The organism is Nocardia harenae NBRC 108248 (genome assembly GCF_001612885.1).
Lineage (GTDB): Bacteria > Actinomycetota > Actinomycetes > Mycobacteriales > Mycobacteriaceae > Nocardia > Nocardia harenae.
Genome location: NZ_BDBH01000004.1, coordinates 717,728 through 731,248, shown reverse-complemented (window position 1 = coordinate 731,248; position 13,521 = coordinate 717,728). Strand labels below are relative to the sequence as shown.

The 13,521-nt window shown below is 73.2% G+C and carries 11 protein-coding genes; 7 read left to right on the top strand and 4 right to left on the bottom strand.

What is annotated here, in order from left to right:
- Positions 1–4: 4 nt before the first annotated feature.
- The gene (locus NH2_RS09485; RefSeq protein WP_067651334.1) at positions 5–769 is read left to right on the top strand and encodes an SDR family NAD(P)-dependent oxidoreductase; all 765 of its coding nucleotides are present in this window, start codon (positions 5–7) and stop codon (positions 767–769) included.
- Here NH2_RS09485 and NH2_RS09480 read toward each other — a convergent pair whose 3' ends face one another.
- Entirely contained in the window at positions 770–1,351 is a 582-nt protein-coding gene (locus NH2_RS09480; protein ID WP_067651331.1) for a TetR/AcrR family transcriptional regulator, read from the bottom strand. It lies immediately after the preceding gene.
- Between the two features lie 107 nt (positions 1,352–1,458).
- On the opposite strand from NH2_RS09480, the gene NH2_RS09475 reads away from it, so the two are divergent.
- The 3 genes from NH2_RS09475 to NH2_RS09465 all read left to right on the top strand — a co-directional run bounded on the left by NH2_RS09475 (position 1,459) and on the right by NH2_RS09465 (position 5,913).
- Positions 1,459–3,756, top strand: coding sequence for a glycoside hydrolase family 3 C-terminal domain-containing protein (locus NH2_RS09475; protein WP_067651328.1), 2,298 nt, complete (start codon positions 1,459–1,461; stop codon positions 3,754–3,756).
- Positions 3,757–4,159: 403 nt separating this feature from the next.
- A complete protein-coding gene (locus NH2_RS09470) occupies positions 4,160–4,753 on the top strand; it encodes a hypothetical protein (RefSeq protein ID WP_245650483.1) in 594 nt (197 codons plus the stop codon).
- Positions 4,750–5,913 carry a PrsW family intramembrane metalloprotease gene (locus tag NH2_RS09465; RefSeq protein ID WP_067651325.1) on the top strand — a complete coding sequence of 388 codons (1,164 nt, stop codon included), beginning with the start codon at positions 4,750–4,752 and terminating at the stop codon, positions 5,911–5,913. The genes NH2_RS09470 and NH2_RS09465 overlap by 4 nt, the downstream gene beginning before the upstream one ends.
- Here the strand turns inward: NH2_RS09465 and NH2_RS09460 are convergent.
- The gene (locus NH2_RS09460; protein WP_084505368.1) at positions 5,861–7,132 is read right to left on the bottom strand and encodes a cytochrome P450; all 1,272 of its coding nucleotides are present in this window, start codon (positions 7,130–7,132) and stop codon (positions 5,861–5,863) included. The two genes, NH2_RS09465 and NH2_RS09460, sit on opposite strands and share 53 nt — an antisense overlap.
- 251 nt (positions 7,133–7,383) lie before the next feature.
- On the opposite strand from NH2_RS09460, the gene NH2_RS09455 reads away from it, so the two are divergent.
- Positions 7,384–7,842, top strand: a complete 459-nt coding sequence (locus tag NH2_RS09455; RefSeq protein WP_067651322.1) for a hypothetical protein — start codon at positions 7,384–7,386, stop codon at positions 7,840–7,842.
- 61 nt (positions 7,843–7,903) lie between these two features.
- On the opposite strand, the gene NH2_RS09450 is transcribed toward NH2_RS09455, so the two are convergent.
- A complete protein-coding gene (locus NH2_RS09450; protein WP_067651318.1) occupies positions 7,904–9,310 on the bottom strand; it encodes a carotenoid oxygenase family protein in 1,407 nt (468 codons plus the stop codon).
- Positions 9,311–9,461: 151 nt separating this feature from the next.
- Positions 9,462–10,805 (bottom strand): lipase family protein, encoded by a 1,344-nt coding sequence (locus NH2_RS09445; protein WP_245650482.1) that lies wholly within the window; start codon positions 10,803–10,805, stop codon positions 9,462–9,464.
- Between the two features lie 290 nt (positions 10,806–11,095).
- Here NH2_RS09445 and NH2_RS09440 point away from each other — a divergent pair, with 290 nt between their 5' ends.
- The gene (locus NH2_RS09440; protein ID WP_067651315.1) at positions 11,096–12,562 is read left to right on the top strand and encodes an alpha/beta hydrolase; all 1,467 of its coding nucleotides are present in this window, start codon (positions 11,096–11,098) and stop codon (positions 12,560–12,562) included.
- Between the two features lie 22 nt (positions 12,563–12,584).
- Positions 12,585–13,499, top strand: a complete 915-nt coding sequence (locus tag NH2_RS09435; protein ID WP_067651312.1) for a cation diffusion facilitator family transporter — start codon at positions 12,585–12,587, stop codon at positions 13,497–13,499.
- Positions 13,500–13,521: the final 22 nt, after the last annotated feature.

The window sequence follows — 13,521 nt, the reverse complement described above, 5'->3', positions numbered from 1 at the left end:
CGGAGTGGCCGGCGTACTCGATTTGTTCAGCCTGCGCGGCAAGGTCGCCGTGGTGACCGGCGCCTCGTCCGGGCTCGGCGTTGCCTTCGCCCGCGCGCTCGCCGAGGCGGGCGCCGACGTGGTGCTCGCCGCCCGCCGGGTGGACCGGCTGAAGGAGACCGCGCTGCTGGTCGAGGAGGCCGGGCAGCGCGCGCTCCCGGTGCAGCTCGACGTGGCGAACCCGGAGGACTGCAGGGCGGTGACCGACGCCGCGGTGCGCGAGTTCGGCCGGATCGACGTGCTGGTCAACAATGCGGGTATCGGCACCGCGGTGCCCGCGCTGCGCGAGACCCCCGAGCAGTTCACCCAGGTCATCGATGTGAACCTGAACGGCTGCTACTGGATGGCGCAGGCCTGCGCCGCGGTCATGCAGCCGGGCAGCAGCATCGTCAATATCTCCAGCGTGCTCGGGATCACCACGGCCGGGCTGCCGCAGGCCGCCTACGCCGCGAGCAAGGCCGGGCTGATCGGGCTCACCCGCGACCTGGCCCAGCAGTGGAGCGGGCGCCGCGGCATCCGGGTGAACGCCATCGCCCCCGGCTTCTTCAGCTCCGAGATGACCGATCAGTACCGAGACGGCTACCTGGAGAGCCAGCTAGGACGGGTGCTGGTGAACCGGCTCGGCGACCCGGCCGAGCTCGCCGCCGCCGTTGTCTTCCTGGCCGGGGCCGCCGGCGGCTACGTCACCGGGCAGACGCTGGCGGTCGACGGCGGCTTCACCGTCACCTGATCACTCCGCGCCGACCAGCCGCAGCGCGAAGTCGGCGTACTGCCAGACGATCTCGTCCTCGCTGAACTCGCCGTCGTCCCGGAACCAGGTGGCGACGCCCATGCCGAGGTCGAGCACCGCGTAGGAGGCGACCCGGGTGGAGGTCACCCGGAACACCCCGGCGGCCACCCCGTCCGCGATCAGCGCGCGGAACGCCTGCTCGTAGGCGGCGCGCCGGGCCAGCACCGCCGAGCGGTGCGGCTCGGTGAGGCTGCGGATCTCCCGGTTCCCGACGAACGCCTCCGCGCGGTGCCTGGCGTGGTAGCGCACATGCGCCTCCACTGCCCGGCGCAGCCGCTCGGTCGGGTCGGCGGTACCGGAGATCGCGCGCTGATGCGCGTCCTGCAGCGCGTCCATGATGCTGTCCATGATCGCGGCGAGCAGCTCCTGCTTGGAGGCGACGTGCTTGTACAGGCTCGGCCCGCGCATCCCGACCAGCGCGCCGATCTCGCTCATGGTGGTGGCCGGGTACCCCTGGCGCATGAACAGCTCCAGCGCGGCCCGGCGGATGGCGGCCGGGCGCGCCGACGCGGTGCTCGTCATCCCGGCTCCCTCGGTCGTGGCTAATTCATCGTAGCCAGGATGGGGCCGCTCGCTACGGTGGGAGTGCCGCGATATCGATCCGGATACCCCCGACTCGAGGAGTCTCGATGGTGAGCGAACTCAGCGATCTGTCCCTGGCCGAGCGGGCCGCGCTCGGCAGTGGTGCGGACTTCTGGTCCACGAAGGCGATCGGGCCGGCCGGGTCGCTGGTGCTGACCGACGGGCCGCACGGGGTGCGCAGGCAGACCGGCGCCACCGACCACCTGGGGCTGGCCGGGAGCGAGCCCGCGACCTGCTTCCCACCCGCGGTCGGGCTGGCGCAGAGCTGGGATCCGGCGCTGGTGCGCCGCGTCGGGGTGGCGCTGGGGCGGGAGGCGCGGGCGCTCGGGGTGGATGTGCTGCTCGGGCCGGGGGTGAACATCAAGCGGGATCCGCGGGGCGGGCGGAATTTCGAGTACTACTCGGAGGATCCGTACCTCACCGGGCGGCTGGGCGCGGCGTGGGTGCGGGGCGTGCAGAGCGCCGGGGTGGGGGCCTCGCTCAAGCACTTCGCGGCCAACAATGCCGAGCACGATCGGATGCGGACCAGCTCGGATATCGATCCGCGGCCGCTGCGCGAGATCTACCTGCGGGCCTTCTCGCACATCGTGCGCACTGCGAAGCCGTGGACGGTGATGTGCTCGTACAACCGGATCAACGGCGTGCACGCGGCGCACAATCGCTGGTTGCTCACCGAGCTGTTGCGGGGGGAGTGGGGATTCGACGGGGTGGTGGTGAGCGACTGGGGCGCGGTGGTGGATCGGGCCGCGTCGGTCGCGGCCGGGCTGGACCTGACCATGCCGGGCGGTGCGGGGGCGGGCGACGAGCGGGTGGTCGCTGCGGTCGCGGCCGGGACGCTGCCCGAGGCGGCGGTGGACGCCGCCGCCGCGAATGTCGCGGGGCTGGTCGCGCGGGTGCGCGCGGCGCAGGCGGCGCTCGGTGGCACGCTGGGCGGCCACGACGCGCCGGACGGTCGCGCCGAGCTCAACGGCGCCGCGGCCGGATCGGCGGTCCCCGACCACGCGACCGGCCCGAACCCGACGGGAATCGACGCCCTCGCCGAGGAACACCACCGCCTGGCCAGGGAGGCCGCGGCCCGCTGCATCGTCCTGCTGCAGAACGACCGCGACATCCTCCCGCTCACCCCCGGCCGCTCGATCGCGGTGCTCGGCACCTTCGCCACCGAACCCCGCTACCAGGGCGGCGGCAGCTCCCACGTCACCCCCACCCGGGTGGACACCCCGCTCGACGAGCTCCGCGCGCTCGCGGGCGACGGCACCGTCACCCACCACAGCGGCTCCGACCGGGACGAGGCGGTCGCCGCGGCGGCCGCGGCCGACGTGGCCGTGCTCTTCCTCGGCCTCGCCGCCGACCAGGAATCCGAGGGCTTCGACCGCGAGCACATCGAACTCCCCGCCGACCAGCTGGAGCTCCTCACGGCCGTGGTGCGCGCCCAGCCCGACACCGTCGTCGTGCTCTCGCACGGCGGCGTCCTGCGGCTCGAGCCGGTCGCCTGCCTCGCCCCCGCGGTGCTGGACGGCGGGCTGCTCGGCCAGGCGGGTGGCGGCGCGCTCGCCGACGTGCTGTTCGGCGCGGTGAACCCGTCCGCGCGGCTCGCCGAGACGGTGCCGATCCGCCTGCAGGACACCCCCGCCTACCTGAACTTCCCCGGCGAGAACTCGCACATCCGCTACGGCGAGGGGCTTTTCGTCGGCTACCGCTGGTACGACGCCCGCGACATGGACGTCTGCTACCCCTTCGGCCACGGCCTGTCCTACACCACCTTCGGCTACGACGGCCTCACCGCCGAAGCCACCGCAGCGGGGATTCTCGTCCGCCTCACCGTCACCAATACCGGCGCCCGCCCCGGCCGCGAGGTGGTGCAGATCTACACGGCGGTGCCGGACTCCGCCGTGGTCCGGCCGGCGCGGGCGCTGGCGGGCTCCGCCGTCACCGCGGAGCTGGAACCGGGTGCGAGCGAACAGCTCTCGATCACCCTCGCCCGCGAGGACCTGGCCTACTGGGAGACCCGAACCGAGACCTGGGTCGTCGAGCCGGGCCGCTACCGGATCTGGGCCGCCGCCTCCAGCCGCGACCTGCGTGCGGAGACCGACCTCGACCTGCCCGGCGACGTCGTGCGCATCCCGATCACCATGGATTCCACCCTGGGCGAGGCACTCGCCGACCCGAAGGCAGCGGCCGCGCTCGCGGAGGTGTTCGGCGGGATGACCGAGTCCATGGGCGACGGCAGCGCCATGGGCATGGACATGCTGCGGATGATGTCGTCCATCCCGCTGGGCAGGCTCACCGGTTTCGGCATGGACGAGAAGCGCTTGGCCGACGTGCTCGAAGCCGCCGGCGAATAGCCGGGAGAGCGGCACGGGCGTGCCGAGCGGCTCGGGGCGACCCCACTACCGAGGATGCCACCCGCTGGGCGCGATATCTGGGTGCGGTGCGCGAGGTCCGCCCCGCGGCCGCCGTGGTCGGTCGCGTCACCGCCGAGTACAGCGCCGCCCGCGAGCGCCCGCTCGTGCGCTGATCCGCGCGCCCGGTCGGCGGCTCTGGCGCGTCGGTCGGCATCTCCGGGCTGGATTTGCGAAGATCGAATCGAGCCGCACGCGCGGTACGGGCTGTCACCGATCGGGTCGCAAGGGGCCGGTGCCGGTCGCAGTTCTTCCGGAATCGCCGGGGTCAGGAGTGCCGAGGATGAGTAGTGCAGCGAGTGTGGTGCCCGGGCGGGCCCGCCCGGCGCATCGTCGCCGTCCGCCGGTGGATCATCGATTCCTCGGGCTCGACACGCGGGTGTTCCCGCATGCGCTGGTAATCCTGGCGGTCTGGCTGTTGTGGGTGGTGGTGGTGCCTGCAATCGACTCGGCGGTGTCGTCGGAGGATCCGGTCGTGGCGGGTGAGCGGCTGCAGGTGACCGATTCGCTGTCGTTCGTGGCGGTGCCGGGGTGGAACGTCGACAGCGGGTTCCGGGTCGGTCAGCGCGGCGCGAGCGATTCCGTTCCCCGGGTGGCCCTGACCCGCGGCAATGTCACCTTCTCCGTCGATGCCGACGCCTTCGCGGGGACGGCGAGCGAATTGCTGACCCAGATCGATGCCGTGGGCGCGGCCACCGGCGGCAACTCCGTGCTCGCCATGTCCAGCCCGCCGCAGCCGGTCACCACCGACGGCGGGTTGTCCGGTGTGCAGGTCCGGTTCGACACGCCCAGCGCCGCGGGTTCGGTGACGACCTTCGTCGCCGGTGGAACCGGGGTGCGGGTGCAGGTGGTCGGTCCGCCCGATCAGATCGCGGACCGCGGCCCGGAGATCGAGGCGATGATCGCCGCTATCGGCGCCACCGAGGAGGGGGGACAGTGAGCACCGCACTGGCCGACGCGCGCGCGGCCGCGCTGGAGCAGACCGCGTGGGGCGAGAGGTTCCGGTTCGTCCAGCCCCGCAACGTGGTCTTCTGGATCTATCTGTGGCTCTGCGGGGTCGGGGCGGTCAAGGGATGGCAGATGTTCGCCCCCTACTCCGGGTACTTCGGGCGATCCTTGCTCGTGGCGGGCATCGTCGGCGTCATCAGCGTCCTGGTGTGGGGGTGGTGGTTCCGCCACATCGACCGCTTCGAACGCCAACCCGTCGGACTGGTGGTCACCGGCTTCGTGTGGGGGGCCACAGCGGCGACATTCACCATCGCGCTGCCCGGCAACACCGCGCTCGGATCCCTCTACACCAAGCTGTTCGGGCAGGTGTGGGCCCAGGACTGGCACGCCGGGCTCTCCGCGCCGCTGGTCGAGGAGACCGCCAAGGGCGTCGGCATCATCGTTCTTCTCGCTCTGGCCCCGCGCCTGGTGCGCACCGTGACCGACGGGCTGTTGCTCGGCGCCTTCATCGGGCTGGGGTTCCAGACCAGTGAGGACTTCCTGTATTCGTTCGCCGGGGCCATCCAGGGCTTCGGCGCGCACCAGACCGACGGCCTCGCCGGGTCCATCGCGCAGCGCACCTTCTCCGACATCATCTCCCATCCCCTGTTCACCGCGCTGTTCTGCGCCGGGGTGATCTATCTGATCGGCACCGCGGCCCAGCCGCGCCGCATCGGCCGGGGTGTGGCGCTGATCGTGGCCCCGATCCTGATCCACGGCGTCTGGGACTCGATGGTCGCCCTCGCCGGCGGCACCGCGCTGCTGGTGGTCGTGGTGATGGCCGGTGACATGATCTTCGCGCTGACCGCGCTGTGGATCGCCTTCGTCTGGGCCCACCCTCGTGAGGCTCACTTCGCCCGCGACGTGCTCGCCCCGGAGGTCGAATCCGGCGTGCTGACCGAGGACGAGGTGACCGCCGCGGGCGGCTGGCGCCTGCAGCGACGCTACGTGAAGGCCGGAGCCGGTCGCGCGGAACGCCGCAGGCGTCGCCACCTGGTCCGCGCGGCCCTCGATCTCTGCGCGGACCTGGCTGCCAGCAAAGGAACCGACAGCCCCGAGGTCACCGAATCACGTCGGGAAATCGCGCGGCTGCGCCACCAGCCCGCGTCCTGACCGAACCCGTGGTGACCGGCAGTTCGATGAGCCCGTGCAGCGCGAGCCCCTCGCGGTGCACGGCCGGACCGGTCACCGCGAGCTCGGGGAAGGCGCGGAGCAGGGCGGGGAAGGCGATCTGCGCCTCCAGCCGGGCCAGCGGGGCGCCGAGGCAGTAGTGCAGCCCGCCGCCGAAGGAGAGCGGCGCCTCGCCGTCGCGGTCCAAGCGCAGCACGTCGGGGTCGGGGAAGACCGCCGGGTCCCGGTTGGCGGCGCCGATGAGCGTGACCACCCGCTGCCCGGCGGGCAGCACCCGGCCCGCCACCTCCAGCTCCTCGGGCGCGGTCCGCGAGGAGAGCAGCTGCACGGGTGAGTCGTAGCGCAGCAGCTCCTCGGTGGCGGCGGCCGCGAGCTCCGGGCGCGCGCGCAGCGCCGCCGCCTCGCCGGGGTGCGCGAGCAGCGCCACCAGGCCGTTGGCGAGCAGCCCGGTGGTGGTCTCGAAACCGGCGGCGAGCAGCAGCGCGGCGGTGGTGATGATCTCGTCGTCGGCGAGCCCGTCCACCTGGGCCAGCGCGGACATGAGGTCGTCGGCGGGCTCGTTCCGGCGGCGGGCGAGCAGGTCGCGGAAGTAGGCGTCGATCTCGACGGCGGCCGGGTCGGCGCGGTCGACGATCTCCGGGGTCAGCCAGTCCAGGACGCCGGTCCAGTGCCGGACCAACAGCTGGAACTGCGCGCGGTCCGGCTCCGGGATGCCGAGCAGCTCGCCGATCACGGTGACCGGCAGCGGAAACGCGAACGCCTCGATGAAGTCGGCGCTGCCCGCGGCGCGCAGCTCGGCGATCAGCTCGTCGACGATGCGCTCGACGGCGGGGCGCAGCGCGGTGACCCGGCGGGCGGTGAAGGTGCCCGCGGCGGAGCGGCGCAGCCGGGTGTGCACCGGGGGGTTGCGCAGCAGCATGCTGTTGAACATGAGCCGCAGCGCCGGACGTTCCTGCCAGTGCTCGAAACCGGCCGCGGCGAGCGCGATCTCGGGGCGCTTGAGGAATCGATGGTCGCGGATGAGCGCGGCGGCCAGCCGGTAGTCGGAGACGAGCAGGGTGCCGGTGGGGTCGAGCACGGCGGGGCCGAGCGCGCGCAGCCGCCGGTACAGCGGGTACGGGTCGGCGCGGCCCTCCTGGCTCGACAGCTCGGTCAGCACTGCCATCAGGTCGGTGCCGGTCGATTCGATGTCGGCGGTCATCGTCACCCCCACTTCGGCGCCGAGACGGTCAGTGTTCCCGAGCCTACTCGCCGGACGGAGTGGCGCGGCCGGCGCCGCGGACGGTGGCGTCTCCGGTCTCACGGCGAAAGTGGCTGTGCACGAACAGTACTCGACCTGTCCTAGATGCCGGGAGCGGCGGCGCGATCACCGGTGCCGAATGCCCGATCGGCGCCGTCGATCGCGGCCGTCGGTGCCGCGTGAGACAGTGGCCGCGACGAAAGGGGAGCCACGTGGCATCGACGGCCGAGCGGATCGGGCGCGGGATCGAGGCGGCGCTGGTCGCGGTCACCGGGCAGGACGCGGCCGCGTTCGGCGCGGCGACCGCCGAGCTCGCCGCGCTGCCCGCCGAGCAGACCGGGCTGGTGCTCGGCGGCGCGCTGCGCGAGCTGCTCGAGGTCGCGCACCCGGACGGCCTGGACGGCGACGATATCCAGGCCGCGCTCGCGCGCACGCTCCGCGCGGCCCTCGCCTGGCTGCCGGAGCTCGACCCGGCCGGCTTCGTCGCCGCGCTCACCGGTGCGCTCGGCGTCACCGAACCCGACGAGTCCCCGCCCGCGCCCGCGGTCACCCAGCCCGCCGCGCTGCTGCTGATCGCCGATCTCGCCGCCGTGGCGCGGGTGCCACCGGCCGCGGCGATCCGCAACGCCTTCGCCGAGATCGAGCGGGCCGAGACCGTGGAGCTGCCGTAGCGGGCCCGGCCACCGAGTGCTTCCCGGCGCCCGCGTCGAGCGGCAAGCGGGGGCACCGCGCTCAGGGCGGGTCGAGCACGTCGCTGTCCGCGCCCACCCAGGCGCCGTGCAACCCGGCGGGCACCCGGATGGGCAGCCGGACCGAGGCGATCGGCCCCGCACCCGGATCCTCGGCGGTGAGGATGTGGAACCAGGACGTCTCGTCGCCCGGGTCGGTGGCGAGCGTGCCCCAGTAGTCGTGCTCGGCGCCGGGCAGGAAGACCGGCTCCCCGACCGCGAGATCACCCGCGTTCCACACCGTCTCGGTGTCCCGCTCGGCATCGAGGAAGACCAGCGCGTTGCGGCCGGGGCCGCTCGATGCGGTCGCGACGGTGCCGTGCGGCCGGGTGAGCAGCCGGTCGTCCACCCGAGGGAACTCCACGAACCGATCGCTGAGCACCGTGCGCCGCACCGAACCCGACTCCGGGTCGATCACCGCCCGCTCCACCCCGCCGCGCTGCTCGTCGGCGACCTCCGCGAGCCCGGTCGGGTAACTCCACCGCACGTAGTCGACGACCACCTGCCCCCGCTCGTCGTCGTGCGCGTTGGCGAAGTGCCACACCCAGAACGGATCGGTGTGCGACCACCGCACCGCCGACCCGTCGCGCGGGATCAGCGCGATCCTCGTGCCGTTGCCCGGCCGCCAGTCCAGCAGCGAGCCACCGTTCAGCATGCCGGGGATGTCGAAGATCAGCGGACCGAGGAAGAGCACGATGTAGCGCTCGGTGAGCGCCATGTCGTGCACCATGATCGGCTCGTCGACGCCGTCGACGGGGGTCGGCGCGCGGCGCAGCCCGCCGTCCGGCGCCACCACCGACCAGGCCAGGTAGGGCGGTTCCAGCCGGTAGGTGAAGAGCACGAGCTCGCCGGTGCGCGGGTCGAGCTTGGGGTGCGCGGTGCTGCCGAGCGCCATGGCGTTTGCGCAGTCGTCGCGGCCGAGGGTGGCCAGGTCGCCGGGGTCGAGGCGGTAGGGCAGGTCGCTCTCCGCCATGGCGAGCAACTTCCCGGCGTGCGCGACCACGTTGATGTCGGGGAGTTCCCGGCTGGTCCCGGCGAGCTCCGGCCCGACGAGGTCGGCGCCGGGGGTGTAGAGGTCGGTGACGCCGGCCCAGATGGCGTGCCCCGCGCGCTCCTCGGCCACCACCATGGGGGTGCGGACGAAGCGGTTGGCGTAGCTCGCGGCGCCGTCACGCAGGGTGACCCGGTGCACCATGGCGTCGCCGTCGAGCGGGTAGACGAAGGTGCCGATGGGGTCGAAGCGCGGGTTCGGGCCATTGCGGAAGTAGGTGCCGTTCAGGTCCGCCGGAAGCGCACCGGCGACCGGAAGCCCGGCGACCGAGACCTCGCTCCGCTGCGGCGCGAACACGCCGGAGAGGTGCGCGGTGCGGGTGAGGTCGACGGGCGCGGGCGGCGTCCGGGCTGCGGTCATCGGCTCTCCTCGCAAGCGTTCCCCTTCGATCGCGAAGCCTATCCGCCGTGTCTGCCGGGAGCAGCGTGAACACGCGGACCGATGAATTCGCCGGGCCCACCTCGTGGGAACCGCACAGGCGGCGAGGCGACCCTGGACGGCTGAGTCCGGGTCAGCACTCGTTCGGGGCAGGCTCCCCGCGCAGCCGGGCGCCGAGCCAGCCCGCGGCGCCGGGGAAGCCGCTGGCGAGCGCGACGATGTGCTCACCCGGCTCGCTGCGGAAGACCGCGTCGACGCCGCGCGCGCACTGCCGCTCGTACAGCTCCCGCGCCCCCTCGAACGGAATCCACAGGTCGTGCGCGCCGTGGTAGATGTAGAGCGGCACCTGCGAGGTCCGGTCGCTGAGATCGGTGCGCGCGAAGATCTCGTCCGCGACCGCGCTGTCCAGCGAGTCGGCGACATTGGCGGCGACGTCGATCGGGATACCGACCGCGCCGAGGAAGCCGATGGCCTGCCCGCACACCGCGTTCAGCGGCGAGGTGGCCGCCCAGGCGCCGAGGTGGTTCATCCGGTCCAGGATCTCCGGGTGCTCGCGGGAGTACGCCAGGACGACGGCGAGCAGCACGCCGGAGGCGAAGTTGCCGTTGAACCGGTCGGCGATCACCCGGTTGTCGGTGACCAGCCCGCCCATCGCCGCGCCGACCACCGCCTCGCGCAGTTCGGGGGCGTACTCGCCGAGCAGCATGGCCGCGCCGTGCGAGGCGATGGCGCCGCCGGAGTAGCCGCCGAGGGCGAATCGGCTGGCGCCGAAGCCCGGGGTGGACCGAACCGCGCGGATGCCGTCCAGGATGACGTGCGCGGCCACGTTCGGCTCCGCGTACGCCATGTTCGGGCCCTCGTGGTCGGTGACCAGCACGGCGAAGCCCTGGTTCAGCCCCCAGGGCGCGGTCGGCGGGATGGAGTCGGTGGCGAAGTTCTTGAAGGCCGGGCCGTAGGCCATGGCGTAGCCGGGGGTGCACTTGGAGCCGAGCGAGTTGATCGGCTGGTTGTCGACCAGCACCGGCCGGTCGCCCGCGGTCCACGGCGTGAGCGGCACGATCAGGGTGGCGGTGCCGAACGAGGGCGCGCCGGTGGCCGAGGTGGAGCGGTACTTGAGCAGGGTGGCGCGGGCGATCGGCACCCCGACCACGAAGGCGGCCGTCGCGGTGACGTCGCGCTGCTCCAGGATGTCGCCGGGGTTCAGCCCCGCCAGCCCGGGCGGGGCGGCGTCGAAGAAGGGGTCGCCGGTCGGCGGCGAGTGCACGGCGGCCAGCAGCGCGGCCTGGTCCGGGGTCAGCCCGTCGACCGCCGGCACCGGTGGCAGCACGGGCGCCGGAACGGCGCTGTCGATTCCCTGCTGCAGCCCGGAGGGTGCGCCGGGATCCTCCTCGGCGCCTGCCGGGTGCTGCCCGGCCGCGAGCAGGCATGCGGTGGCAGCGGTGACCATCAGGGCACGGAACGACCAGCGTTCGTTCATCGAAAGACCTCGCGCGTCAATACGAATACTATTCCCGGACAATCGATCCGGAACCAGGCGGGGGCGATCGGCTCGACGCTGAACCCGGCCCGCGGGAGCCACCGTAGTAGCCCGGCGACCCTTCCCGGACACCGCCCGCCGATGTCTGGGACTTTCACCAGCGCGCCCGGGAGTGATCTTGGAGATCGCACATCGATGGCGGAAAGTGCCGCAGTCCGACCGGTATTGACTGTGCCGCGGCGGCACGGTGTCGACTGGGTGGCGCATCCGGAATCGAGGAGGAGGACCCGATGAACGGCGTGACCCGAACCCTCGCGGCACTGGCGGCCATCGCCGTCGGCGCGGCGTCCGCGGTGGCGTGCGGCACCGACCAGCCCGCACCGCGGCCACTGGCGTGGGGCCCCTGCCCCGAGGAGGTGGTGACCGAGGCGGCGCCGAGCGTGCTGGACTGCGCGACCGTGCCGGTCCCGCTGGACCACGCGGCCCCGGCGAGCGGCGAGATCGACATCATGATCTCCCGGCTGGCGAGCCCGGCCCCGGAGAAGCGACGGGGCGTGCTGCTCACCAACCCGGGCGGACCGGGCGGCTCCGGGCTGGCCTTCCCAGCCTTCCTGGTGCAACGCGGCATGCCCGCCACCGTCACCGACGCCTACGACGTGATCGGCATCGACTCCAGGGGCATCGGGCACTCGGCGCCGATCCGCTGCGGCTTCACCGGCGAGGGGCCGTACGTCGGCAATCTGCCGCCGTACGCCGTCGACGACGCGGCGGTGACGGCGCGCGCCGACGTCGCCCGCGAGGTCGCCCGCCAGTGCGGCGACAACGACCGCGACGGCAGGCTGCGCCACATCACCACCGCCAACACCGCCCGCGACCTGGACCGGATCCGCGCCGCACTGGGCGAGGAGAAGGCGAGCTTCCTCGGCTACTCCTACGGCACCGCGCTCGGCGCCGCCTACGCCTCGCTGTTCCCCGACCGCGCCGACCGGGTGGTGCTGGACAGCAATGTCGGCGACACCCACCTGGACCGCGACGGCCTGCGCCGCTACGCCATCGGCATGGAGCAGACCTTCCCCGACTTCGCCGCCTGGGCGGCCGAGCGCGACGGCACCTACGGCCTGGGCCGCACCCCCGAGGAGGTCCGCGCCACCTACCTCGAGCTGGCCGGGCGGCTGGACCGGGAACCGAGGGAGGGGCTGGACGGCGCTGCCTTCCGGGGCAGCGTCTTCGCCTTCCTCTTCAACGCGGTGCAGTACCCGACGATGGCCGGGCTGTGGCAGGCACTGCGCACCGGGGCCCCGCTGCCCGACCTGGGTGACGTGCCCGACCTCGCCTCGTTCGACAACTCGTGGACCGTGTTCCTCACCGTGACCTGCAACGACGTCGACTGGCCCGAGGAGGTGCGGCCCTACCGCGACGCCGTCGCCGAGGATCGGGAGCGGTACCCGCTCTACGGCGCCGCCGCCGCGAACATCATCCCGTGCGCGTTCTGGCCGCACGAACCGGCCGAGCCGCCGGTCCCGGTCGCCGCGGACGGCCCGGTGAACATCCTGCTGGTGCAGAACCGGCGCGACGTCCCCACCCCGTACCGCGGGGCCGAGCTGCTGCGCGCGAAGTTCGGCGACCGGGCCCGGCTGGTGAGCGTCGACGCCAGCGGCCACGGCGCCTACCTGCTCGGCGGGAATGCGTGCGCGAACGACGTCACCAGCGCCTACCTCGTCGACGGCACGCTGCCCGCGGCGGACCTCTCCTGCTGACCGGAGGGGCAGACTGGGTGGAATGACGGAAGCAGGGGAATCGACCAGGACCGTGGTCATCGCGTTCACCGCCAACCTGGCGATCGCGGCGGCCAAATCGGTGGCGGCGGTGCTGACCGGATCGGCGTCGATGGTGGCCGAGGCGGCGCACTCCTGGTCGGACACCGGGAACGAGATCTTCCTGCTCATCGCGGACCGGCGCGGCCGCCGCCCCGCGGACGCCGATCGTCCGCTCGGGTACGGGCGGGAGGCGTACGTGTGGTCGCTGCTCGCGGCGGTCGGGCTGTTCGTGGCCGGTGCGGCGGTGTCGGTGTGGCACGGGGTCTCCGAACTGGTGCACGAGACGCCGGGCGGGCAGGACTACCTCGTCGGGTACGCGGTGCTCGCGATCGCCTTCGTGCTGGAGGGGGTGTCCTGGCTGCAGGCGGTGCGGCAGCTCGGCGGGGAGGCGCGGGAGCGCGACAGCGACCTGCTCGACTACGTGCTGGAGACCTCCGACCCGACGCTGCGCGCGGTCTTCGCCGAGGACAGCGCCGCGCTCATCGGCATCCTGCTCGCCGCCGCGGGCATGGGGCTGCACCAGCTCACCGGCAACCCGCTCTGGGACGCGCTCGGCTCGATCCTGGTGGGGGTGCTGCTCGGCGGGGTCGCGGTGCTGCTGATCGACCGCAATCGCCGCTTCCTCACCGGCGAACCGGCGAGCGCGCCCAGCCACGCGGCCGCCTGCGCCCGGATCGAGGCGCTGGCGCAGGTGGAATCGGTGCGGTTCGTGCGGCTGGAGTACGTCGGGCCGCGGAAGGTCTTCCTGGTGGCGAGCGTGGACCTGGTCGGCGATCCGGCCGAGCACACGATCGCCACCACGCTCCGCAAGCTGGAGCGTGAGCTGGAGGCGAACGAGCGGGTGGCGCAGGCGGTGCTGACCGTCGCCGGGCCGTAGGTGTCGGTACCCGCTGGCACCC